The sequence below is a fragment of the Pseudomonas uvaldensis genome (assembly GCF_021271205.1).
Taxonomy (GTDB): Bacteria; Pseudomonadota; Gammaproteobacteria; order Pseudomonadales; family Pseudomonadaceae; genus Aquipseudomonas; species Aquipseudomonas uvaldensis.
The window spans coordinates 56,227-78,919 of record NZ_JAIWKS010000003.1 but is presented as its reverse complement, the minus strand read 5'-3'; the positions used below and the strand labels follow the sequence as shown (position 1 = coordinate 78,919).

The following is a 22,693-nucleotide window of genomic DNA, read 5'->3' as shown; positions in this document are numbered from 1 at the left end:
TCATCGCTATATTCCCTTGCGCCGCTCCGCCCGCGCCACACGCTGCACTTCCTGGCGCACTTCCTCCAATACTTCCTGCACATACAGGATGTGTCGGCTGGACACTTCCCTCGCCTGTTCGGCATGCCCATCCATGATCGCCTGGTACAACTCCCGGTGTTGGCTGATCAGCATGTCACGGGTTTCGCTGCGCTGCTTGTACATGCCGCCGATGTTAGTCACCACGTTGCGCTTGAGCAGGTCGAACAGACCACGAATGGTGTGCAGCAGCACCGCGTTATGACTGGCCTCGGCGATGGCCAAGTGGAACCGCGCATCCGCCGCGCCCTCCTCCGCCCGACTCACTTCCTCGTGGCGGGAATAACAATCCTGCAACTCTTCGAACGCCGCCGTCAGCCGCTCGCGATCCACATCGGTGGCGCGCAATGCTGCGTAATAGGCGCAGGACGCTTCCAGAGTATGACGAAATTCCAGCAAGTCCCGCTGAGCCTCGGGATTGCTTTCCAACAGTTGCAGCAAAGGATCACTGAACGTCGAACCCAGTGACTCCACGACATAATTGCCACCGCCCTGACGGCTGACGAGCAGCCCCTTGGCCGTCAGTTTCTGGATCGCCTCGCGCAACGAAGGGCGTGACACGCCGAACTGATCGGCCAGGGTGCGCTCAGCCGGCAGCCGTTCGCCGGCCTTCAGCGTGCCTTCGAGGATCATGCCTTCCAGCCGCTCGACAATATCGTCAGACAAACGGCGCTGACGAATCTGATCAAACCCCATCACTCGACTCTCCACCATCCCGACGGCTCGTCGGGCTCTCTATTCTGGCCTATCCGGGCCCTGACCACACCCATCAAAAGCCATTGGCATCACCGGAGCAGATGCGATCCGCACCGCTTATTCGACGAAAGTTTTGCGGGCGGCAAATTGACACACCACAACCAAGGCTTTTACCCTAGCCAACAGCGCTTGTAAATTGGTCTTACCAATTACCCAAATCCGCTGACCAGTGCCTGACCAACAACAATTAGGGGCCCACCCACATGCAAACCTGGCAACAGCTTTACAGCCCGCTCGGCAGTCTCGGCCTGTCCGCTCTCGTGGCCGTTATTCCCATCATTTTCTTCTTCCTGGCCCTGGCGGTGTTTCGCCTCAAAGGACATGTGGCCGGTAGCATCACCCTGGCCCTGGCGATCGCCGTGGCAATCTTCGGCTTCAACATGCCTGCCGACATGGCCTTTGCTGCCGCTGGCTACGGCTTCGCCTATGGCTTGTGGCCTATCGCCTGGATCATCGTCGCCGCAGTGTTCCTCTACAAACTGACGGTCAAGAGCGGCCAGTTCGAAGTGATCCGCAGCTCGGTGCTGTCCATTACCGATGACCAACGCCTGCAAGTGCTGCTGATCGGCTTCTGCTTCGGCGCATTCCTGGAGGGCGCCGCCGGCTTCGGTGCGCCGGTGGCGATCACTGCCGCCTTGCTGGTCGGCCTGGGCTTCAACCCGTTGTATGCCGCCGGCCTGTGCTTGATCGCCAACACCGCCCCGGTCGCGTTCGGCGCCCTGGGCATCCCGATCATCGTGGCCGGCCAGGTCACCGGGATCGACGCGTTCAAGATTGGCGCCATGACCGGCCGCCAACTGCCGCTGCTGTCGCTGTTCGTGCCGTTCTGGCTGGTATTCATGATGGATGGCCTGCGCGGCGTACGGGAAACCTGGCCGGCGGCGCTGGTGGCGGGCCTGAGCTTCGCCATCACCCAATACTTCACGTCCAACTTCATCGGCCCGGAACTGCCGGACATCACCTCGGCCCTGGCCAGCCTGATTTCCCTCACCCTGTTCCTGAAAGTCTGGCAGCCCAAGCGCGCCGCCGGCGCCCAGATTGCCGGCGCCACTTCGAGCGCGACGCTCACCGCCAGCGCCGGCGGTTTCGGCCAACCACGCAGCACACAGGCTTCGCCCTACAGCCTGGGTGAAATCATCAAGGCCTGGTCCCCTTTCCTGATCCTCACCGTGCTGGTCACGATCTGGACCCTGAAACCGTTCAAAGCGATGTTCGCCGCGGGCGGTTCGATGTATGGCTGGGTGTTCAACTTTGCCATCCCGCACCTGGACCAGCTGGTGATCAAGGTTGCGCCCATCGTGGTCAACCCCACTGCCATCCCGGCCGTGTACAAGCTTGACCCGATTTCCGCCACGGGCACGGCGATTTTCTTCTCTGCGCTGATCTCGATGCTGGTGCTGAAAATCAACCTCAAAACTGGTCTTACCACTTTCAAAGAGACCTTTGTCGAGCTGCGTTGGCCGATCCTGTCCATCGGCATGGTGCTGGCATTCGCCTTCGTCACCAACTACTCGGGCATGTCCTCGACCATGGCTCTGGTGCTGGCCGGCACCGGCGCAGCGTTCCCGTTCTTCTCACCGTTCCTGGGTTGGCTGGGGGTGTTCCTGACGGGTTCCGATACGTCGTCCAACGCCCTGTTCAGCTCGCTGCAAGCCACCACCGCGCACCAGATCGGCGTCAACGACACCCTGCTCGTCGCGGCGAATACCAGCGGCGGAGTGACCGGCAAGATGATTTCGCCACAGTCGATCGCCGTGGCCTGCGCCGCGACCGGGCTGGTGGGCAAGGAATCGGATCTGTTCCGTTTCACCCTGAAACACAGCCTATTCTTTGCAACGATCGTCGGCCTGATCACGCTGGCCCAGGCCTATTGGTTCACCGGCATGCTGGTGCATTGAGTCCTACAGGAAACACCGAAAGAACCGACGCCGATCCCCGAATCGGCGTCCGCATTCGATAACCGGGTCTGCAAGGCTGCTGAAAGATTGGCTCTCTATATTCAGCAGCCTCAGCGGACGGATAACCGGGACCACCCGGAGACACGCCTGATGAGCGAGCTTTTTTACAACGCCGTGCCGAACGCGACCCGTGTCGCCCCGCCATTGCCCGAACCCCGGCAGTACCCCAGCGAGAAACCGCAACGGGTCTACCTGTTCGGCACCTGCGTGGTGGACCTGTTCTACCCCGAAGCCGGGATGGACGCGATTCATCTGCTGGAGCGCGAAGGGATCCGGGTGGAGTATCCCCAAGGGCAAACCTGTTGCGGCCAGCCGGCGTACACCTCCGGCTACACGGAGCAGGCCCGGACGGTGGCGCGGGCGCAACTGGCCCTGTTTGCCGAAGACTACCCGGTAGTGGTGCCCTCGGGCTCCTGTGCCGGCATGATCCGCGAGCATTACGCCGACCTGTTCAAGGACGAGCCCGAGACACTCAAGCAGATCCAGGCCCTGGCGGCACGGACCTATGAGCTGGCCGAGTTCCTGCTGTTTGTCTGCAAGGTGCAGCTTGAGGACAACGGTGAGCCGGTGAAAATTGCGCTGCATACGTCCTGCTCGGCACGACGGGAAATGAACACCCACCTGCATGGCCGCGCCCTGTTGGCGCAGCTGGGTAACGTGGAACGGGTCGAGCACAGCCACGAAAGCGAATGCTGTGGTTTCGGTGGGACATTCAGCGTGCGCATGCCGGACATTTCCGGCGCGATGGTGGCCGACAAGACTCGGGCGTTGAAGGAGTCCGGCGCGCACAAGGTCGTCAGTGCCGACTGCGGCTGCCTGATGAACATCAACGGTGCGTTGGAGAAACAGCAGGAGGCGTTGCGCGGCCAACACCTGGCGAGCTTCCTCTGGCAGCGTACCGGAGGTGTGGCATGAGCACGCCGACGCTGATCCCGACCATCGAGGTGCGGGACGATTTTCGCGCCCGGGCCCACAAGGCTTTGGACGACACGCAACTGCGAAACAACTTTCGCAGTGCGATGGATTCACTGATGACCAAGCGGGCGACGTCCTTCAGCGACGCCCACGAAAGAGAACACTTGCGGGTGCTGGGCAATGCCGTCCGCGCCCGTGCGTTATCCAAGCTGCCCGACCTGCTCGAGCAGCTTGAAAGCAACCTGACCCGCAACGGTGTGAAAGTACACTGGGCGGAAACGGTGGACGAAGCCAATGGCATCGTCCTTTCGATCATCCGTGCTCACGAGGCGCGGCAAGTGATCAAGGGCAAATCGATGGTCAGCGAAGAGATGGAAATGAACCATGTCCTCGCGGCTCAAGGCATTGAATGCCTGGAATCGGACATGGGCGAGTTCATCGTCCAGCTCGATCACGAGAAGCCTTCACACATCATTATGCCGGCGATCCACAAGAACGCCGGTCAGGTCGCGTCCTTGTTCCACGACAAACTCGGCGTGGAGTACACCAAGGACGTCGACCAACTCATTCAGATCGGACGCAGAGTACTGCGGCAGAAATTCTTCGAGGCCGACATCGGCGTCTCGGGCGTCAACTTCGCCGTCGCCGAAACCGGCACACTGTTGCTGGTGGAAAACGAAGGCAATGGCCGGATGTCCACCACCGTGCCACCGGTGCACATTGCCGTGACCGGCATCGAAAAAGTGGTGGAAAACCTGCGCGATGTGGTGCCGCTGCTCTCGCTGCTGACCCGCTCGGCCCTTGGCCAGCCGATCACCACCTACGTCAACATGATCTCCGGCCCGCGCAAGGCCGACGAGCTGGACGGCCCCCAGGAAGTGCACCTGGTGTTGCTGGACAATGGACGCAGTCAGGCGTTTGCCGACAGCGAACTGCGTCAGACCCTGAACTGCATCCGCTGCGGCGCCTGTATGAATCATTGCCCGGTCTATACCCGAATCGGCGGCCACGCCTATGGCGAGGTTTACCCTGGGCCTATCGGAAAAATCATCACGCCGCACATGGTCGGCCTCGCCAAAGTACCGGATCACCCGAGCGCATCTTCGCTGTGCGGCGCTTGCGGTGAAGTGTGCCCGGTGAAGATCCCGATCCCGGCCTTGCTGCGACGGCTGCGGGAAGAAAACGTCAAGGCCCCGGACAGCCCCCACCAGGTGATGCGCGGCCAGGGCAGCAAGTATTCGTCCAAGGAACGCTTCATCTGGAATGCCTGGGCACGGCTCAACAGCTCGCCGCGGCTGTACCGGCTGTTCGGCTTCCTCGCCACGCGCCTGCGCGCCCTGACGCCCCGTAACGTCGGCCCGTGGACGCAAAACCACAGCGCCCCCAAACCCGCCGCCCGCTCATTGCATGATCTGGCCCGCGAACACCTGGACCGACAAGGAGACCGTCGATGAGCGCCAAGGAAAATATCCTCGCCAAGCTGCGCAAAAGCCTCACAGGCACCACGCCCGTTGCTGACAACTTCAATGTCGAGCTGGTGACGCAAACCTATCGCTACGCGCCCGAGGAACGCATCGCGCAACTGCGCAAACTGATGGAGGCGGTGCACACCGAAATCCACCTGACCTCCGGCGAAGACTGGCCGGCGCTGCTGGCGCAGCTGCTGCGCGACCGACAACTGCCGAGCCTGCTGATCGCCCCGACCACATCCCATGGGCAAAAAATCACACAGTTCTGGGCGAACAATCCGGACCTGCCGGTGCTCAAGGCCTACGACCGCCCGGTGGAGGAATGGAAAGCCGAACTGTTCAACGACACCCCCGCCAGCCTGACCGGAACCCTCGGCGCTATCGCCGCCACCGGTAGCCTGATTCTCTGGCCAACGCGGGAAGAACCGCGGCTGATGAGCTTGGTGCCGCCGGTGCATTTCGCCCTGCTCAAGGCCAGCGAGATCCGCGACAACTTCTACGAAGTGCAGCAGGAATTCGAATGGGCCCAAGGCATGCCCACCAACGCCCTGCTGGTCTCGGGCCCGTCGAAAACCGCCGACATCGAACAAGTCCTGGCCTACGGCGCCCACGGACCGAAAGACCTGGTGGTACTGATTCTGGAGGACCAATGACGCTTCCGGTCCCTTTCCTGCGTGACGTACGCCAACTGATCCCACAGAAACGACTGTTCGACGATCCTCTGTCGACCCTGGCCTTCGGCACCGACGCCAGTTTCTATCGGCTGATTCCGAAACTGGTGGTGCGGGTCGAGAACGAAGACGAAGTGGTGGCGCTGCTGCAACTGGCCCAGCGCGACCGGGTGCCCGTCACCTTCCGCGCCGCCGGCACCAGCCTGTCCGGGCAGGCCATCAGCGACTCGGTGCTGATCGTGCTGGGAGACAACTGGAATGGTCGGCAGATTCGCGAGCAAGGCACGCAGATTCGCCTGCAACCCGGCGTCATCGGCGCCCAGGCCAACGCCTGGCTGGCACCGTTCGGCCGCAAGATCGGCCCCGATCCGGCCTCGATCAATGCCTGCAAAATCGGCGGCATCGTCGCCAACAACGCCAGCGGCATGTGCTGCGGCACGGCGCAGAACACCTATCACACCCTGGCCGGTATCCGGCTGGTATTGGCCGATGGCACCCGCCTCGACACCGAAGACGACGCCAGCGTGGCCGCCTTCCGCGCCAGCCATGGCAAACTGCTCGAACGCCTGGCCACCCTCGGCCACGAGACATGCGCCAATACAGAACTGGCCGCACGAATCCGCCACAAATACCGTCTGAAAAATACCACCGGCCTGTCACTCAATGCCCTGGTGGATTTCGACGACCCTGTGGATATCTTGAGCCACCTGCTGGTGGGCTCCGAAGGCACCCTCGGCTTCATCAGTGCCGTGACCTACAACACGGTGGTCGACCATCCGAACAAGGCGTCGGCACTGATCGTGTTTCCGGACGTGGAAACTTGCTGCAATGCAGTCACCGTGCTGAAAAGCCAGCCGGTATCGGCCGTGGAACTGCTCGACCGGCGCAGCCTGCGTTCGGTGCAGGACAAACCCGGCATGCCGGATTTCGTACGGCATCTGTCGATCAATGCCTGCGCCCTGCTGATCGAATCCCGCGCCGCTTCCTCCTCTCTCCTACAAGAACAACTGGCCCTGATCATGGCCTCCCTGGCCGGTTTCCCGGTGGAAAAGCAGATCGACTTCACTGAAGACCCCAAAGAAAACGCCTGGCTCTGGGCCATCCGCAAAGACACCTTTCCAGCGGTGGGCGCAGTACGCAAGACCGGCACCACGGTTATCATCGAAGACGTGACCTTCCCCGTGGAGCAACTCGCCATCGGCGTGAACCGCCTGATCGAGTTGTTCGAGAAACATCACTACGACGAAGCGATCCTGTTCGGACATGCGCTGGAAGGCAATCTGCACTTTGTCTTCACCCAAGGCTTCAACAGCGCTGAAGAAGTCGCACGCTACCAGGCGTTCATGGACGACGTGGCGCAGTTGGTCGCGGTGGAATTCGGCGGCTCGCTGAAGGCCGAGCACGGCACCGGACGCAACATGGCGCCGTTCGTCGAGCTGGAATGGGGCAGCGATGCCTATCAGCTGATGTGGCAACTCAAGCGCCTGCTCGACCCCAACGGCATTCTCAATCCGGACGTGGTCCTCAGCGAAGATCCACAGATCCATCTCAAGCACCTCAAACCGTTGCCGGCCGCCGATGAGATCGTCGACAAATGCATCGAATGCGGGTTCTGCGAGCCGGTGTGCCCGTCCAAAGACCTGACGCTAAGCCCGCGCCAGCGCATCGTGATCTGGCGCGACATCCAGGCGAAAAAACGCACGGGCGTCGACACGGCGGAACTTGAAACGGCGTATCAGTACCAGGGCATCGACACCTGCGCCGCCACCGGACTCTGCGCGCAGCGTTGCCCGGTAGGCATCAACACCGGCGAGCTGGTGAAAAAACTCCGCGGCCGTACCGCAACACGTAAGAAAACCGCCGATTGGCTTGCAGGCAACTTCGCCACTGCGTTGCAAGGCGCACGCTTCACCCTGCACGTCGCCAACGGTGCGCGCATGCTGCTCGGAGCGCCACGGCTGGCTCGCTTGTCCACCGGGCTGAACCGCCTGTCCAAGGGCCAAGTGCCACAATGGACCCACGCCATGCCGCAACCGGAACGTGCCATCCGTTTCAGCCCTGCCGTGGCGGACGAGCGTCCGAGAGTGGTGTACCTGGCGGCTTGTGTGTCGCGAGTCATGGGCCCGGCCGCCGGAGACACGGAACAGGCTTCACTGCATGAAAAAACCCAGCGACTGCTGGAAAAGGCCGGTTATCAGGTGGTCTTTCCAGACAACCTGGACAACCTCTGCTGCGGCCAACCTTTCGCCTCCAAAGGCTATGCCGAACAAGCCGAAGACAAACGCCAGGAACTGATCGGCGCGTTGCTGCATGCCAGCCGCGGCGGGCTCGATCCGATCTACTGCGACACCAGCCCCTGCACCCTACGGCTGGTCCAGGACCTCGGCGATGCACGACTGGACGTGTACGACCCGGTGCGCTTCATCCGCACCCACCTGATGGACCGCCTCGACTTCACGCCCCAGGAAACGCCTATCGCGGTGCACGTCACTTGCAGCACCCAGCATCTGGGCGAGAGTCAGGCGTTGATCGATCTGGCGCGCAAATGCAGCAAGAACGTGATCATCCCGGAAGGCATTCACTGCTGCGGTTTCGCCGGAGACAAAGGCTTCACCACCCCGGAGTTGAACGCCCATTCGCTGCGTAGCCTAAAGGATGCGGTACAGCATTGCAGCGAAGGAATATCCACCAGCCGTACCTGTGAGATCGGCCTGACGCAACACGGCGCCATCGACTACCACGGGCTGGTCTACCTGGTAGATCGGGTGACCCAGGCCAGGGCGAGGTAAAGAAAAATAGAACCCTGATGAACGCCGACAGTCCACTGTTCAAGTCCCGCAAACGCGGGACCTCCCTCAAATTGGTAGTACTGATGGCCAGCGACGCCTGAGCCCTCGGTTCAAGGAGAGACACATGAAACGCTCTGTACTGCTCGGTTTGTTCGTTACTGCCTCCATGCTGGCGTCGTCCTCGTTTGCCGCTGGCGAGGGCGATCTATGTGATACCAATATCAAGACCATTGAGAACCTCAAGACCCAAATCCAGGGCACGGACCTGGAGGCGCGCGCCGCCACCAGCGTGCAACAGGCCAAGGCCTACCGGGACCAGAAAACCGAAGAAGGCACCAAGAAATGCATCTCCGAAACCACTCAAACCCTTCAGGAAATCCAGAAGGTGAACAAGGACGGTAAAAACTCCTAAACGCCGAGGGCCAACCTACGGGTTGGCCTGCGCCGCAGATTGGCGTACACTGCGATTGCCTGTCGCTCCAGCAGATTTCCGAAGCGACAGGTTCGGGGCCGTTTAGGATTCGACGCCGGTTGCGAAACTTTAGGTGCATGCCGAGTTGGTAACAGAACTCGTAAATCCACTGTTGCAACTTCCTATAGTTGCCAATGACGAAACCTACGGGGATTACGCTCTCGCTGCGTAAGCAGCCTTAGCTCTTCCCTTCTGGTACCTTCGGGTCCAGCAATCATCAGGGGATGTCTGTAAACCCAAAATGATTGTCATATAGAACAGAATCGCCGTGCAGTACGTTGTGGACGAAGCGGCTAAAACTTACACAACTCGCCCAAAGCACCCTGCCCGTCGGGTCGCTGAGGGTTAACTCAATAGACACGGCTAAGCATGTAGTACCGACAGCGGAGTACTGGCGGACGGGGGTTCAAATCCCCCCGGCTCCACCAAATGATCAAAAAAAGACGTCCATGGACGTCTTTTTTTGTGCCTGAAATCCAGTGAATACGGGGCTTTCAGCGCCATCAAGCTCCATAGCACTTCACGCAGATCCATTTTGAAATGTATTCCAAGGCGTATTCCAAGCCCGCGGCTGGTAAATTTTGGAATACACAAACAGCGTTGGAGTACCCATGGGCGCCCAAGCCACACGCCTTTCAGACCTGAAAATCAAAGCCGCCAAACCCAAAGCCAAGGACTACATACTGACCGATGGCAACGGCCTCCAACTACGAGTCCGCACCAACGGTTCAAGGCTATGGAATTTCAACTACGTCCATCCCGTGACGAAAAAACGGATCAACATGGGACTGGGTACATTCCCCGAGCTCAGCCTGGCCCATGCGCGAAAACGCACTGTCGAGGCTAGGGAACTGGTTGCCCAAGGACTGGACCCTAAAGAACAGCGCGATGCGGATCACACCAAGCCCTTGGCGGGAATGCATAGCAGGCCCGCCTTGTTCAAATAGGTGCGAGCCCAACCCACGCGGTTATTGATCAATGTCTGATGACCAGAAGGTAGGCGCTCCTTGCGTTCGTCTTCGGTCAGTTGAAACTGATCCGCCACCCGCTCGCGCAACTCATTGAGCGGCAGCGGCGCACCGCTCTGCACGGTACTCAATACCGGGCGCATCACACTTTGGAAATCCGGAATAGCCACCGTTACTCCCTCATTTAAACGACCGTCTTAGGCCCCGCCCACGCGGCGCTCATCAAAAGCCACTGCGGTCTTGATCATTTTTAAAATCACTAGCGCAAATGCTCGGCTCTTTGTCTCGTTATCCAGCACTTCCAGCGAGAGCTTCTCGTAGTCGGTCATGGCGTCCAGCACGGTGTCGAGGACGCGCTTGGGAAACAGGCCATGCATCACTTGATCAACCGAATGATTGTTCACTTGGGCCATCACATCTTCCTGACGGCTGATGCGCTGGGCGATGCCGGTAAGGAACTGCAGTTGGTCGTCGTCGCTCACTTCGGCACCAAAGATATCGTTCAGCGCCTCAATAATTTCGGATAGGCGCTTCTTCTCCGGATCATGCGGCTTACCGCTCCCCACGTCACTGCCGGGTTTTACGGTGTATTTGCCCGTTTCCTCGTTCAGACGCAGCACGTGTTCAGCTCGCTTGCTCAGGCGGTAGTGGCTCAGTTGCAGCTCACCCACATCCACGTCATCTTCCAGCAGGCGATCTACACGCAGCAATGGGTGCAGATGTTTGGCGTACACACATAGCTGTTCTAGTTCGCGATCTTCGTAAGGCACGATCTGCGACAGAAACTCGTACAGGCGCACAAAGCTCTGCAGGTTCTTGCGGAACAGGTCGAGCTGATTGACCTGCTCGCCAGCTTCTTTCAATGCGTGCTCGGCTTTTTTCAAGCCGGCGCTATCCCCGTTGGCTTCGGAGGTACGTTTGTAATCAAGCGCCTGCTGACGAGATTCCAGCGAGAAGGCATAGCGCTTGGCAAAACGCTCTTTGGCCGGCGCGCAGTAATAACTGAGCTTGCTGGCTTGCGCCTTGGGGTCGAAGAAGGCCAAGGCAAACGCTTCGACCTCTTGCCAGTGATAGATGCCCTCTGCATCCAGCTTCTTCTGCACGTCATAGATGATCTGCGGGTCGGTCACGTCGGTCAGCTCGGCCTTGGTGTAGTAAGGCAAAAAGGCGTCGAGAATATCCTGTGGCTCGTTGAAAAAGTCGAGGATGAAGGTTTGTTTGCTATCACCGAAAGTGCGGTTCAATCGCGAGAGGGTCTGCACGCAGTCCACGCCTTGCAGCTTCTTATCCACATACATGGCGCACAGTTTGGGCTGATCGAAGCCGGTCTGGTACTTATTGGCGGCGATCATCACGTTAAAGTCCTGGGTGTCGAAAGCGTCCGCCAGATCTCGGCCATTCAGGCCCGCGTTGAGCAAGCTGCTGTTTTCTGTCACCTCTTCGGGGATAACTTCATCCGGTAACACACTGCCGGAGAACGCCACCAGCGGGTGCACATCGCTGTAACCCATCTGCTGCACATAGGTTTTCAATGCCAACTGATAACGAACCGCTTCTTGACGGCTGCTGGTCACTACCATTGCCTTGGCTTGACCATTGAGCAAACCGCGGATATTGGCGCGGAAGTGCTCGACGATCACTTCGACCTTCTGGCTGATGTTGTACGGGTGCAAACGCACCCAGCGTGCCAGCTTGATGCGCGCTTTTTTACTGTCCACCTCATCGTCTTCGCCATCCGGGTGGGCGATCTTCCAGGCGGTGCTATAGGTGATGTAGTTGCGCAGCACGTCGAGGATAAAACCTTCTTCGATAGCCTGACGCATGGAATACAGGTGAAACGCTTCAGGCTTATTGCTGGTGCTCGCGGGCAGCGTGGGGTCGGCCGGACGACCGAACAGTTCCAAGGTTTTAGCTTTTGGAGTGGCGGTAAAGGCGTAGTAACTGATGCGCTCATTGGGCTGGCGCGCTTGTACGGCGGCATCCAGTAACTCGTCGGCGCTGACTTCTTCCGCCTCCAGAGCATCGCTGCCGAGAATCTGTTTCAATTTGCTGGCCGATGAGCCAGTTTGCGAGGAGTGCGCCTCGTCGGCGATCACGGCATAACGCCCGCTGGCCAGCTTGGGGTACTTGTCCAGCGCATCGAACAGCGCCGGGAAGGTCTGGATGGTGACGATGATGATGCGCGTCTGTTCAGACAGCGCGTCGGCCAGTTGCTCGGACTTGCTTTGGTTGCCGACATCCCGGCCGATCGGTTTGACCACGCCCTGAGCGTGTTCGAACTGGTAGATGGTGTTTTGCAGTTGGCTGTCCAGCACCGTGCGGTCGGTGACTACGATCACCGAATTGAACAAGCGCTGACCGGCATCGTCGTACAGCGAGGCCAGTTGATGCGCGGTCCAGGCGATGGAGTTGGACTTGCCTGAGCCTGCGCTGTGCTGAATCAAATATCGCTTGCCCGGCCCTTCGGCGCGGGTGGTATTGATCAGCTTATTGACCACTTCCCATTGATGGTAACGGGGGAAGATCATCGTCTCCTTGGTCACCAGCGTGCCGTCGAAGCCTTCACTGGTTTTCTTGTCCAGATGCAGAAAGCGCCCCAGCACTTTGAGCCACGCATCCGGTTGCAATAGGCGTTGCCAGAGGTAACTCGTGGCATATTGGCTGTCGTCCTCAGGCATCGGGTTGCCCGCACCGCCTTCCTCGTTGCCGAGGTTAAACGGCAGGAAGAAGGTTTCTTTACCCGCCAGCTTGGTGGTCATCGCGACTTCGTTTTGGCCCACAGCAAAGTGCACCAGCGCGCCACGCTTAAAAGCCAGCAGGGGCTCGGGCTTGCGTGTCAGCGGATCTTTTACCGGACGGTCATTGCGGTACTGGCGCTTGGCATTTTCCACCGACTGTTTGAACTCGCTTTTCAGCTCAAGCGTGGCGGTGGGGATGCCATTCACGAACAGCACCAGATCCAGACGCGGGTCGTAGCTCTGCCCGTCCTTGCCAGAAACACGCGCATGCGGCGAGTAAGACACCTCCGGCACCACGCGCAGGCGATTGCACTGATAGCGTTTGAGGGTGTCCGGGTTCATGTCGTGGTCGGGCTGGAAGCTGCACAGCTCGACCTTCACCGCCGGCAGCTTAAAGCCATGGCGCAGCACATCCAGGGTGCCGCTCTGCTCCAGCTCGCGCACCAGCTTTTGCACCAGCACATCGTCCGGGTTATTCGGGTTGGCTTTGGCGAACTTTTCCCAACGCTCCGGCCATGCGTCTTTGAAGTACCCCAGCACATCTTCGGTATACAGCGCCGTGCGACGGTCATAACCGCTGGATGTGCCGACAAGCCAGCCTTGGGTTGCCAAGGCCTCGGTAATGTCCTGCTGGAATTGCGCTTCCTTGCTGCTCGCCATTACACGGCCTCTTTTGCTAATTCGGGGGATGGCGCATCGGTCGGTGGCTGCCAGCCGCGCACGTCGATTTTGCCTGTAACAGCGGCGGAGATTAGTGCAGAGCGGCGTTCTTGGAGTAGGCGACGTTGAATAGTGACATCCTCAACTAGCTCATCGGAGCGTTTCAGTGTGTCACCTAGGAGGCGCAAGATGGCCTCCTGCTCGCCAACTGGCGGCAAGGGCAGAGGCATATCCATAACTACTGACTGCGATATATTTTGCATCGAGTCACTTGCGCCACTTGCAGCTAATTCAATCTGACTCCTAGGAGCACTTGATCCGAGGTACAACGCCAAGAGCTCGGGAGCAACCCTCTCAGTGTTTAGACGCAATCGATAGATTTTGTCGCAGAGCATCAGCCATGGATAATCGCTGACGGCAACAGCAGCGCTGCCAACAAGATCCCGGGTGTTTGCTCTTGAGATCAATAAGTCCCCTTGCTTAATCGCTAAGCTCGCATCTGGCTCAAGCTCTTCCGGCAGGCGCTTATTTTCAGCTGGATTAAACACCCCTCCATTTACACACCCTACTTTTAATACACCCCACTCACCATCCTGCGCAGGATAATTGTCGCACTGAGGACTCCATCCTTGACTCATGCTCTCAACCACATATTTTACAGCGGTTAATTCCCAATGTGCCGGCACCTCGCCTAGCCACTCCACGCCGGAGTCTTTCATCGGCGCGGTGGGGTCGAGGCCTTTGGTGACGGCGTGGGAGATCACGGCCTGGCGCTTTTCCTTGAGTAGTTCGATCAGGCGCTGCTGCTCTTCGATCAGCGCGTCGATGCGAGCGGTTTCATAGTCGAGAAAGCGGGCGATTTGGGTTTGTTCCTGCTCATTCGGAAGCAATATCGGCAGCCACTTCATGTCGCTGTATTTCATGGACTGTCTTAGCCCACCACCCATTGAATAAAAAACCTTACGAGTGTCATACGCCCTGAATAAATGGCTCGCGAACTCCGGCAGGATTTTTTTGCACGCGCCCGCAAGGTATGCAGATGTAATAATCCCCACCTCACGGACAATCGCACTTCGCAGGCTTCTCTTATCGTTCTGCAGGTCGGTCAAACGAAATACGATGTCACCGGGATAGACCACTTGATAGGTCTCAAACGAGGCAGGCAACAGACCATCTAGGGTATTGATGTCTTTGTTTATTATGCGGCCGTAACTCAGCGACAAAAGGTTGTCCTGCTTCATGCCCGAGTTAGATTCAGATCTCTCGCTGATCAGGCTGAAGAAAGGCTTTTCCTCCCAATGCGCGGGCACCTCGCCAAGCCACTCCACACCAGAATCCTTGTACGCCGGATACGCAGGGAAGCTCATGCCGACAGCCCCTCAATCATCTGCTTGATGCGGTCGGTGCAGGCTTTCAGGTCGCGGTCGATCTCGACCAGCGGACGCGGTGGCTGGAACACGTAGAAGTGGCGGTTAAAGGGAATCTCGAAGCCGACAGTGCCGACTTCGCCGTCCTGCGCATCGGTCTTGCTCTCGTCGATCCAGGCATCCGGCACATGGGGAATGACTTCGCGCTGAAAGTAGTCGTACACAGATTCGCCCAGCGGCACATTCTCGTTATCGCGCAGGCTGGCGTCGGCTTCCGGCTGGCCTTTGGTCATACAGATATCTGCTTCGGGGTCGCGCTCGCTTAGGGCGCCCATCAGGGCCTTGAGTTCCGGCGCACTCAGGCTGACGCTGTGTGCGGTGAGGGCTTTTTTCAGCAGCTTGCTGAACTGCTCGCGGTTGCGGTGCAACACGCTGGCGTCCATCGCTTGCAGGGCGGTCAGTAGCTGATGTTGAGCGGCGCTGTCGAGCTTCTGCAGGGCTTTTTCTTCCAGCACCTTGGCGATGCGCTCGGCGCTGGTTTGGAAATTCAGGCGCAGCGGGCGTTCGACGGTGATGCGGCGGTAGCCGAAGGCGTCGATGGGGAAGATTTTGCTCTGCGCGGTTTGCTCGAAGCTGCCATACAGGCGCACCAGCTCGCTGATTTGATCTTCAGTGATGTACTGGCGCTTGCTACCCAGCGACTTGCGCATTTTGGCGAAGTGCTGGCTGCCGTCGATCAACTGCACCTTGCCCTGGCGCGCACTGGCTTTGTGGTTGGAGAGAATCCACACATAGGTGGCGATGCCGGTGTTGTAGAACATGTCGGTCGGCAACGCGACGATGGCTTCGATCAGATCGTTCTGCAGCAGGTAGCGGCGAATCTCCGACTCACCCGAGCCCGCGCCGCCGGTAAACAGCGGCGAGCCGTTGAGGATGATGCCGATGCGCGAGCCACCGTCGCGCGGGTCTCGCATCTTGCTGACCAAGTGCAGGAGGAACAGCAGCGAACCGTCGGACACTCGCGGCAGGCCGGGGCCGAAGCGGCCGTCGAATCCCTTGTGGCTGTGCTCGTCGGTGATCTGCTTTTGCACCTTCTTCCATTCCACACCGAACGGCGGGTTGCTGAGCATAAAGTCAAAGCGCTTATCGGCCAACTGGTCGTTGGACAGGGTGTTGCCGAGCTTGATGCTGGCCACGTCCTGGCCCTTGATCAGCATATCCGCCTTGCAGATGGCGTAGGACTCGGGGTTGAGCTCCTGGCCGTGCAGCGACACGCTGACCTTCTCGCTGATGGACTGGATGTACTCATCCCCCTCAGACAGAAAGCCACCGGTGCCGGCGGTTGGGTCGTAGATGGTGACGATGCTATTGGGCGCGAGCTTGTGGTCCTGATTGGTGATCACCAGCGAGGTGGTGAGGTGCACGATATCGCGCGGGGTGAAGTGCTCCCCGGCGGTTTCGTTGGAGCTTTCGGCAAACTTACGGATCAGCTCTTCGAAAATGATGCCCATGCCGAAGTTGCTGATGAACTCGGGGCTCAGATCAGTGGCGGCAAAGCGCTGCGTAACCTGATAAAGCAGGTTGGCGGTTTCCAGTTGCTGAACGAAGTCTTCAAAGTGGAAGTGCTCGAAGATCTCGCGGGCATCCTTGCTGAACGCCTGTACGTAGCTCATCAGGTCGGCGGCGGTCTGGGTGTCGGACAGCGTGCCGAGGGTCAACGAGGAAGAGTTGAAGAACTGCTGGCCAGCGGCGCGCAGCATGTACATTTCACGTACGGTGTCCGGGCGGCCTTCCTGGGCGTAGGACTCGCGAATCACGGCATCCTTGGTCGGCGCCAGCACACACTCCATCCGCCGCAGTAGGGTGAATGGCAGGATTATGCGCCCGTACTGGGACTGCTTGAAATCACCACGCAGTAGGTCGGCAATCGACCAAAGGAAGGCGGCCGTCTGGGAATGATTTTCCGTGTTCACTCAATAATTCCTTGGAATACACAGGCAAAAGGGTGAGTTTACCTTTCGAGCCGACTGAATCTCACAGCCCGAGGGCTAATGGGCGCCCTGGATGCCGCGCACATTAATCCTCAGAACGTCCAATGCCAACACTTGACGTGCGAACAGATAAACAATCCTCTCAGTTACCACTGACGCACCCGCCCTAGATCGCAGGTTCTTGCGGATTGGCACGTTTCGGAGATGAGCGCGCCTGTACCCAAAGTTGACATATCAATGCGTGTTCAGCACGGCCTCAAAATCAGAAGCCTGCAGCTCCGAGGTCCCACTCAACATATCTCGCGCCAACGCTCGCCGCTTACTCAGCAGCTCATCCAGCGTCGCCTCAAACGTCGGCATCGCCGCATCTCGAACCGTCGGATAGTACACATACACATCCTTCTGCTGCCCAATCCGATAGGCGCGATCGGTCGCCTGATCTTCCTTGGCCGGGTTCCAGCAGCGCGTGAAGTGAATGACGTGGTTGGCAGCCTGCACATTCACCCCGAATCCAACGGCGATGGTGGACAGGATGATGACGGCGAAACCTGGCAGCTCCTGGAATTGTTCGATCAGCCTCTGCCGGCTATTGGCGCTCTGACTGCTGGTACTGGTATCGCCATTGATGACCGTCGCCCGAAAGCCGAAATGCTGCTGAATCGCGTGCTGTAGTTCCCGCTGAATATCTCGCAACTCAGTAAAGACGATGACCTTGTCGCCGTTGCCGGCCCGTTTGATCGACTCGAGCGTCTGCATCAGCCACTGAAGCTTCGGCGAGTTGTCGCGCAACCGCGTGTCTGGCTGAACGCTGTAAGGATGGGCACAAATCAACTTGAGCTTGTGCAGTAACCCCAGCATGCCAGAGGTCTTCTGATCGAGCTGCTCTTCGATCTGCCGCTTCTGGCTGTATGCGGATACTTCGGACAGATACAGGTTACGCTGCAGCGTATGCATGCCAAGTGAACGGCATGCTGCGTCTTCGATTTTGGCTGGCAGGTCCTTGGCGATGTCCTGTTTGGTCCGCCGCAACGTCTGCGGTTCGATAAGCCCACGCAGGCGCTCCAGCGCATCCGTATCACGCTCCAGTGCGGCTTCGATGGGGCGCTGATAATCGCGACCGAACTGGTTCAGGCCGCCCAGGAATCCTGGCTGAATGAAGTCGAACAGGCACCAGAGATCGATCAGGGTATTCTCGACCGGCGTACCGGTACACGCCACTCGGAACCGTGCGGGAATGGCTTTGATCGCCTGAGTCACCAGTGCCGCCGGGTTCTTCAGCTTCTGAGCTTCGTCACACACGACGATGGACCATTGCTGGCGCGCCAGGGAAAACTCCTGATCGCGCAATGTCTCGTATGTCGTCAGGACGATTCGGGCATCACCCATCCAACCTGGGCGCAGCAGGTTCTTGATGCCTTTGGCTTTCAAGTCCGCAGGGATTTCATCTTTCTTGAACTTCACCGCACTCAAGGCTGAGCCATACAGCTTCAATACGGGCAGTGCGTCAGCAAAGAAGAATCGGTGAAGCTCTCGCTCCCAGTTATCGAGCAACGAAACCGGAGCGACGATCAGTGTTGGCTGATCTTTTGGATACTGCTCCAAGTACCAGACCAGGAAGGTGAGCAGTTGGATCGTTTTCCCAAGCCCCATGTCATCGGCGAGCAAGCAACCCGATACGTCCGTGGGGGACAAGCGGAACAAATGCTGCAACCACGCCACACCTTGAAGCTGATGCTCACGCAGGACGACTTCAGGCTTGAGCAAGCTAGGCAACTCTGGCGTTGCCTCCGAAGCGGCGCGCAAGGCTGCTTGACGCACCTGAACGTAGGTCGGCTCATCAATATTGTGGCCGATTTGCAGTACGGCGCGGGCTACTTTCTCCCGTTGCTCAACCTGGCCGGTCTCAACAGGTGCAATCTTCTTCGACCAGGCATCCAACAGTTGTTCTGCTGCGGCAATCGAGAGTGGTGTTTCGGACTCTGGCAAACAGACCGTGTCATCACCGGCAGCGCGTGCTTCATCCAACCGCTGCCCAAACGCTCCAAATTGAGCACGATCGGAAGGATCCCACCGCCCCAAGATTTCTGCATCGATGCCCAGCGCTGCCACATCCTTCGGCAACCAGTTCTCGGTCGCCTCTTTGACCAGGAAAGGCGAAGTAATTCTTTCCGCTTCCCCAATACCCGTCACGCGGTCGCCGTAGAGGGAAAGGTCCAGGACCGAGTCAAACTCGATACCGGCCGCTTCGTTTTGCCAACGTTTAAGCAGGTCATTGATGCCTGCCAACTGGCGCAAATCAAAATCGCTGAGTTCCAGTTCATAGCCCTGCCAGAAGCCCGCAGGCATGCCGGCGGCCAACTTCAGCTGCAGTTCATGCACAAGCGGCGCGAATTCATGGGCGGCTTTGAACTCAATCTCGATAGGCACTTGCGGGGTTGGAGAAATCGGTTCGAGCGAAAGTGTTACCTGCTCAATACGCTGGCCCGCTTCATCCAGTTTGGGTTCCAGATGGAAGCGATAAAAGAAAATACCGGCCTCGGCGAGCTCGTCTTCATAGGCTTCGGCATCCAGCACTTGCACGGCACTTTCGCCGAGTGTGCTGTAAGGGTTACGGACGAATGAAAGGGCATCGTCACCAGCAACCCGACGTCCGGGCAACGAACGCACGTAGTCCAGTACCGATTTGACTTCAGGCTCAATCAGAACATGAGTCAGCGAGCCATCGTCACCCGTTACCCGGTATCGATCCTGAACCTGCTTGGCACCGTCAAAGCTCTCAAGCCAGTTGGCCGGCTGGCCTTCAAAGCTCGGTTGCAACTCGATAACCGGTGTGTCGCCTAGCGTCGACTTTCGTGGGTTGAGCCGCAGCTTCTCGGGTTTGATAACGACGGTCTTATCCAGGAAACCATCCATACCGGCGCCAGCCTTACGCGCCAGTTTTCTGATGCTGGCCCAGCCGATCTGATTGGTTACTTCTCCGGGTTCATTCTGTTGTGCCAGATAAAGCTGTCGTACCGCACCGGTCAGTTTCCAGGTCGCCTCAGGCAGAATTTCTGTGGCTCCCTGATATTGAACGATGGCCCCCGTTCGCTGCACCTGCACATTGGCATTGGACTGCGGATCACGCCAGCCACTGATGGAGACTTTGAAATCGTCGGAGGCAAGGCTGCCCTGGCTGCTCAATTGAGGAATGAGGGCTGTCTGCGGCGGCAACCCCAAAAGTGGCAGGCTTGTTAAGTGCTCGGGCTCATCCAGCAGCCGGTAGAGCTCATCCCACGTCAGCAGCCAGCGATCGCTCAGCTGGGAGACGAACTCCTCTTCTTCCAGCTGATCAAGATAACTGGCCAGCGACCAGAACTCGGTATTCTCCGCCAAGCTCAGGGGATAACAGATACCCTGCTCCTCAATGGAAAAAAACGGCTCAGTCTTTTCTGCAGCCGAATTCGGCTGCAGGCCAATGCCTTTGAGGAAACGCTTGAGCATTACTGCCTCCAGAACCGGAGTGGCTGGTTATTGACGGGCCTGAAGCCCAGACGCTGCAGTGCAGTTACGGCGGCAAGGTCATGGTCATCAAGCTGGACCTGAAATGCACCGCCGCGCTCGCGCTGATCATAGACCTTGTGCTTGACCGACTTGAGAGCGTCACGGACTTGATCTTCGAGAGGCAGCGGTTTAGCTGAGCCTGCCGCTGCGGTCTGACTCTGTACACGAATACCCCATTGTTCGAGGGCATAATCGAACTTGCTGAGCCAGCCCTCTATACGGTCCGGGCGGCTAGGTGCAGGCGAATGGCGCATTCGATCCAGTGCACGGCTAGGCTGCTTCAACTCACTCGCCAATTCGAGCTGCAACTTGTCTGGATTGAATGGTGACTTGTCTGCTTGATACACATAGCAGGCATTACCAGTACCGGAGAACTCCACGAAAAAGTAGTTCCCGATCTGCATGATGACGGCGTTGTTATGACCGGGGCCGCCTACCAGTCGGCTGAGGCGCCCCTTGTTCTTCTCTCGGAAGTGGACGAAGTCTCGCCCGCTGTCATGCCAGGCATCCGACCCCATGACAATCCGGGTGTAACTCATCTGATTGGCAAAACGCAGCCAATAATGCAGACGAGATTGATCGACTTCTGCTTCCCCTTTGAGCAGGTTGAAGAAGTGCTCCAGATCCTCCTTCGCAAACCACGCCACAACCATCGCACAGACATCATTGTCGACATACTGCAGCCAGCTGTTTTGTCTGGAGCGGATCTGCGGACTACCCCAATTGTCGAGCGCAAGCTGTTTGAGCAACGACGATGGCTTCTCCCGATAAGCTGCCAAGTGGTAACGCGACAGGCATGCACTCAGAATGTCGTTCATGTATCGCGGGTGCTGCCGACCGATGTCGACCAGGTCGGCCAAACGCTGAGAAAACTCAGCGTCATCCAACATGAAAATTCGAGAAATCAGTACGGTAAAAATCCTGCGCCACAACCAGCTGTTATCCGGGATCTGCGCAATCGTCTGCAATGCCGAAAGGTCGCTAATCTCGCCCTTGAACATCTGGTTACCCAGCGTGGCACCTGCCTGTTCGGAAAAGAGCTCCTGATGTTGCTGAACGATCTGCACCCATTCCTTCACACGCCTCTGCTGGTCTCTGACGCATTCGAAACCGAGCTGAACGTCTTCGCGCAACAGGCACCAATTGGCATTCTGCGCAGGCTTAGCGGCATCGTAGCCAAAGTAGCTGAAGCACAGGGCCAACCAATCCCGGCGGCTCAGCCTTCGCTTCTCGATACGCTGATGGACTTCTTCGTGTACCCGAGCGTAAAGCTGGTCATCGTCCAGAATCGGCCCGACTCGCTCACTCTTGTCTGAAAGGCCGGCGAACACCAAGCGCCATTCCGAGGCGTTGAGTGGCAGTACATTGCGAAACTTGCTTATCGCAGCACGGCGCTTTTCTTCGGGTGGCGGCAAGGCCTTTTCAGCGCGCTCGAATCGCTCGTAAAGATCGACTCCCGCAGCAGCCAGACGGGGGAAACACTCCAACGGCTCTGGGGCCTGCACCGTGCAATGAGCTGAGAGGCTTTGGCTTATGGCGGCGGAAAGTCTCGCGATCGAGCTGGTCATCGATTCATCGCCAACTGACATTTTTCCACGTCAGTGTTAGTGAACACCGGCACATCAGGCTTGAGACTGCCCTCCTTCTCCTTCAAGCCAAAGAACTGCATGCGCAACTCCACTCGCCGGCTTTCTTCCTTGGTGTCCTTTGCATTGTTGAAGGACACGCCCCCCGCCAGAAACATCGATCTGATCTGCTGCTGGTGCTCCGGCGACAATCCGACTTGTAGCGGGCTGCGACTATCAAGAAGGCTGCACATCACCCACTCCGAACGCTGCAGCGACAAGTGCAAGTTATAAAGGTAGGACCCGTCGGTGTCGGTCGAACCCTCAATCACAACCTGCTTGAACCACTTGCGTCCCTCTTCACTATTGGCCGCATCCAGAATCATCGGAACGACCTCCTGAAGTGCCGATTGGCCATCGTTGCTCAGCGCGTACTGGTTATGCCCGAAGCGGCCAGCATCGCCGAAGCTGATCCGGTTATCCTTGCAGTCCACGACGATGGTCTTGCTGGCAGTCTTCGCCTTGAGGCTCAGGTGCTCGCAAATCTGACTGATGTCCTTGCTCCGCTGCTTCTCCCCCTGCTCCGCCTGGTTGATCCGCTGCGTCACAGAGCTCAAAGCCGCCACCATGACCACAAGGAACAGAATCATCATCGCGGTCATCAAATCAGCGAAGGAGATCCAGAACGGTTTTTCTCCCTCATCCTTTGAACGGGCCGCCGAAGGCATTTGCTTACCAAACATCGACTAGCCT

General features: G+C 58.4%; 14 protein-coding genes, 1 other RNA gene and 1 pseudogene. 8 read left to right on the top strand and 8 right to left on the bottom strand.

Features of this window, described 5'->3' with window-relative positions; genetic code table 11:
- Positions 1-6 precede the first annotated feature (6 nt).
- Complete coding sequence (locus LCU97_RS06765; RefSeq protein WP_053152099.1) at positions 7-774, bottom strand: FCD domain-containing protein; 768 nt, start codon at positions 772-774, stop codon at positions 7-9.
- A 263-nt stretch (positions 775-1,037) separates the two neighbouring features.
- Between LCU97_RS06765 and LCU97_RS06760 the strand changes: the two genes are divergently transcribed.
- From LCU97_RS06760 to LCU97_RS06725, 8 genes and pseudogenes are all read left to right on the top strand, one after another.
- A complete protein-coding gene (locus tag LCU97_RS06760; protein WP_053152097.1) occupies positions 1,038-2,732 on the top strand; it encodes a lactate permease LctP family transporter in 1,695 nt (564 codons plus the stop codon).
- A 150-nt stretch (positions 2,733-2,882) separates the two neighbouring features.
- Positions 2,883-3,707 (top strand): (Fe-S)-binding protein, encoded by an 825-nt coding sequence (locus LCU97_RS06755; protein WP_232775977.1) that lies wholly within the window; start codon positions 2,883-2,885, stop codon positions 3,705-3,707.
- Positions 3,704-5,161 carry a LutB/LldF family L-lactate oxidation iron-sulfur protein gene (locus LCU97_RS06750; protein WP_232775976.1) on the top strand — a complete coding sequence of 486 codons (1,458 nt, stop codon included), beginning with the start codon at positions 3,704-3,706 and terminating at the stop codon, positions 5,159-5,161. Before LCU97_RS06755 ends, LCU97_RS06750 begins: the two co-directional genes overlap by 4 nt.
- Complete coding sequence (locus LCU97_RS06745) at positions 5,158-5,829, top strand: LutC/YkgG family protein (RefSeq protein ID WP_053152091.1); 672 nt, start codon at positions 5,158-5,160, stop codon at positions 5,827-5,829. Before LCU97_RS06750 ends, LCU97_RS06745 begins: the two co-directional genes overlap by 4 nt.
- Positions 5,826-8,636 (top strand): FAD-binding and (Fe-S)-binding domain-containing protein, encoded by a 2,811-nt coding sequence (locus LCU97_RS06740; protein WP_232775975.1) that lies wholly within the window; start codon positions 5,826-5,828, stop codon positions 8,634-8,636. Before LCU97_RS06745 ends, LCU97_RS06740 begins: the two co-directional genes overlap by 4 nt.
- 124 nt (positions 8,637-8,760) lie before the next feature.
- Positions 8,761-9,048 (top strand): hypothetical protein, encoded by a 288-nt coding sequence (locus tag LCU97_RS06735; protein WP_232775974.1) that lies wholly within the window; start codon positions 8,761-8,763, stop codon positions 9,046-9,048.
- A 94-nt stretch (positions 9,049-9,142) separates the two neighbouring features.
- Positions 9,143-9,536, top strand: a transfer-messenger RNA (tmRNA) gene (ssrA, locus tag LCU97_RS06730).
- Between the two features lie 183 nt (positions 9,537-9,719).
- Positions 9,720-10,034, top strand: a pseudogene (locus tag LCU97_RS06725) (integrase arm-type DNA-binding domain-containing protein); the annotation flags it as partial.
- Here the strand turns inward: LCU97_RS06725 and LCU97_RS06720 are convergent.
- The 7 genes from LCU97_RS06720 to zorB1 form a co-directional block, all read right to left on the bottom strand.
- Positions 10,004-10,219 carry a winged helix-turn-helix domain-containing protein gene (locus tag LCU97_RS06720; protein ID WP_269802869.1) on the bottom strand — a complete coding sequence of 72 codons (216 nt, stop codon included), beginning with the start codon at positions 10,217-10,219 and terminating at the stop codon, positions 10,004-10,006. The pseudogene LCU97_RS06725 and the gene LCU97_RS06720 sit on opposite strands and share 31 nt — an antisense overlap.
- A 54-nt stretch (positions 10,220-10,273) precedes the next feature.
- A complete protein-coding gene (locus LCU97_RS06715) occupies positions 10,274-13,474 on the bottom strand; it encodes a type I restriction endonuclease subunit R (RefSeq protein WP_232775972.1) in 3,201 nt (1,066 codons plus the stop codon).
- The gene (locus tag LCU97_RS06710; RefSeq protein ID WP_232775971.1) at positions 13,474-14,841 is read right to left on the bottom strand and encodes a restriction endonuclease subunit S; all 1,368 of its coding nucleotides are present in this window, start codon (positions 14,839-14,841) and stop codon (positions 13,474-13,476) included. The genes LCU97_RS06715 and LCU97_RS06710 overlap by 1 nt, the downstream gene beginning before the upstream one ends.
- On the bottom strand, positions 14,838-16,814 hold the full coding sequence (locus tag LCU97_RS06705; RefSeq protein WP_232775970.1) for a type I restriction-modification system subunit M: 1,977 nt from the start codon (positions 16,812-16,814) through the stop codon (positions 14,838-14,840). The genes LCU97_RS06710 and LCU97_RS06705 overlap by 4 nt, the downstream gene beginning before the upstream one ends.
- A gap of 252 nt (positions 16,815-17,066) precedes the next feature.
- Positions 17,067-20,315, bottom strand: a complete 3,249-nt coding sequence (gene zorD, locus LCU97_RS06700; protein WP_232775969.1) for a type I Zorya anti-phage system protein ZorD — start codon at positions 20,313-20,315, stop codon at positions 17,067-17,069.
- Complete coding sequence (gene zorC / locus LCU97_RS06695) at positions 20,315-21,943, bottom strand: type I Zorya anti-phage system protein ZorC (protein ID WP_232775968.1); 1,629 nt, start codon at positions 21,941-21,943, stop codon at positions 20,315-20,317. Before zorC ends, zorD begins: the two co-directional genes overlap by 1 nt.
- Positions 21,940-22,683, bottom strand: coding sequence for a type I Zorya anti-phage system protein ZorB1 (zorB1, locus tag LCU97_RS06690; RefSeq protein WP_232775967.1), 744 nt, complete (start codon positions 22,681-22,683; stop codon positions 21,940-21,942). Before zorB1 ends, zorC begins: the two co-directional genes overlap by 4 nt.
- Between the last annotated feature and the right edge of the window lie 10 nt (positions 22,684-22,693).

Coding starts and splice junctions, on each gene's coding strand:
- LCU97_RS06765 (WP_053152099.1), bottom strand. CDS start 774: ATGGGGTTTGATCAGATTCGTCAGCGCCGTTTGTCTGACGATATTGTC.
- LCU97_RS06760 (WP_053152097.1), top strand. CDS start 1,038: ATGCAAACCTGGCAACAGCTTTACAGCCCGCTCGGCAGTCTCGGCCTG.
- LCU97_RS06755 (WP_232775977.1), top strand. CDS start 2,883: ATGAGCGAGCTTTTTTACAACGCCGTGCCGAACGCGACCCGTGTCGCC.
- LCU97_RS06750 (WP_232775976.1), top strand. CDS start 3,704: ATGAGCACGCCGACGCTGATCCCGACCATCGAGGTGCGGGACGATTTT.
- LCU97_RS06745 (WP_053152091.1), top strand. CDS start 5,158: ATGAGCGCCAAGGAAAATATCCTCGCCAAGCTGCGCAAAAGCCTCACA.
- LCU97_RS06740 (WP_232775975.1), top strand. CDS start 5,826: ATGACGCTTCCGGTCCCTTTCCTGCGTGACGTACGCCAACTGATCCCA.
- LCU97_RS06735 (WP_232775974.1), top strand. CDS start 8,761: ATGAAACGCTCTGTACTGCTCGGTTTGTTCGTTACTGCCTCCATGCTG.
- LCU97_RS06720 (WP_269802869.1), bottom strand. CDS start 10,219: ATGCGCCCGGTATTGAGTACCGTGCAGAGCGGTGCGCCGCTGCCGCTC.
- LCU97_RS06715 (WP_232775972.1), bottom strand. CDS start 13,474: ATGGCGAGCAGCAAGGAAGCGCAATTCCAGCAGGACATTACCGAGGCC.
- LCU97_RS06710 (WP_232775971.1), bottom strand. CDS start 14,841: ATGAGCTTCCCTGCGTATCCGGCGTACAAGGATTCTGGTGTGGAGTGG.
- zorD (WP_232775969.1), bottom strand. CDS start 20,315: ATGCTCAAGCGTTTCCTCAAAGGCATTGGCCTGCAGCCGAATTCGGCT.
- zorC (WP_232775968.1), bottom strand. CDS start 21,943: ATGACCAGCTCGATCGCGAGACTTTCCGCCGCCATAAGCCAAAGCCTC.
- zorB1 (WP_232775967.1), bottom strand. CDS start 22,683: ATGTTTGGTAAGCAAATGCCTTCGGCGGCCCGTTCAAAGGATGAGGGA.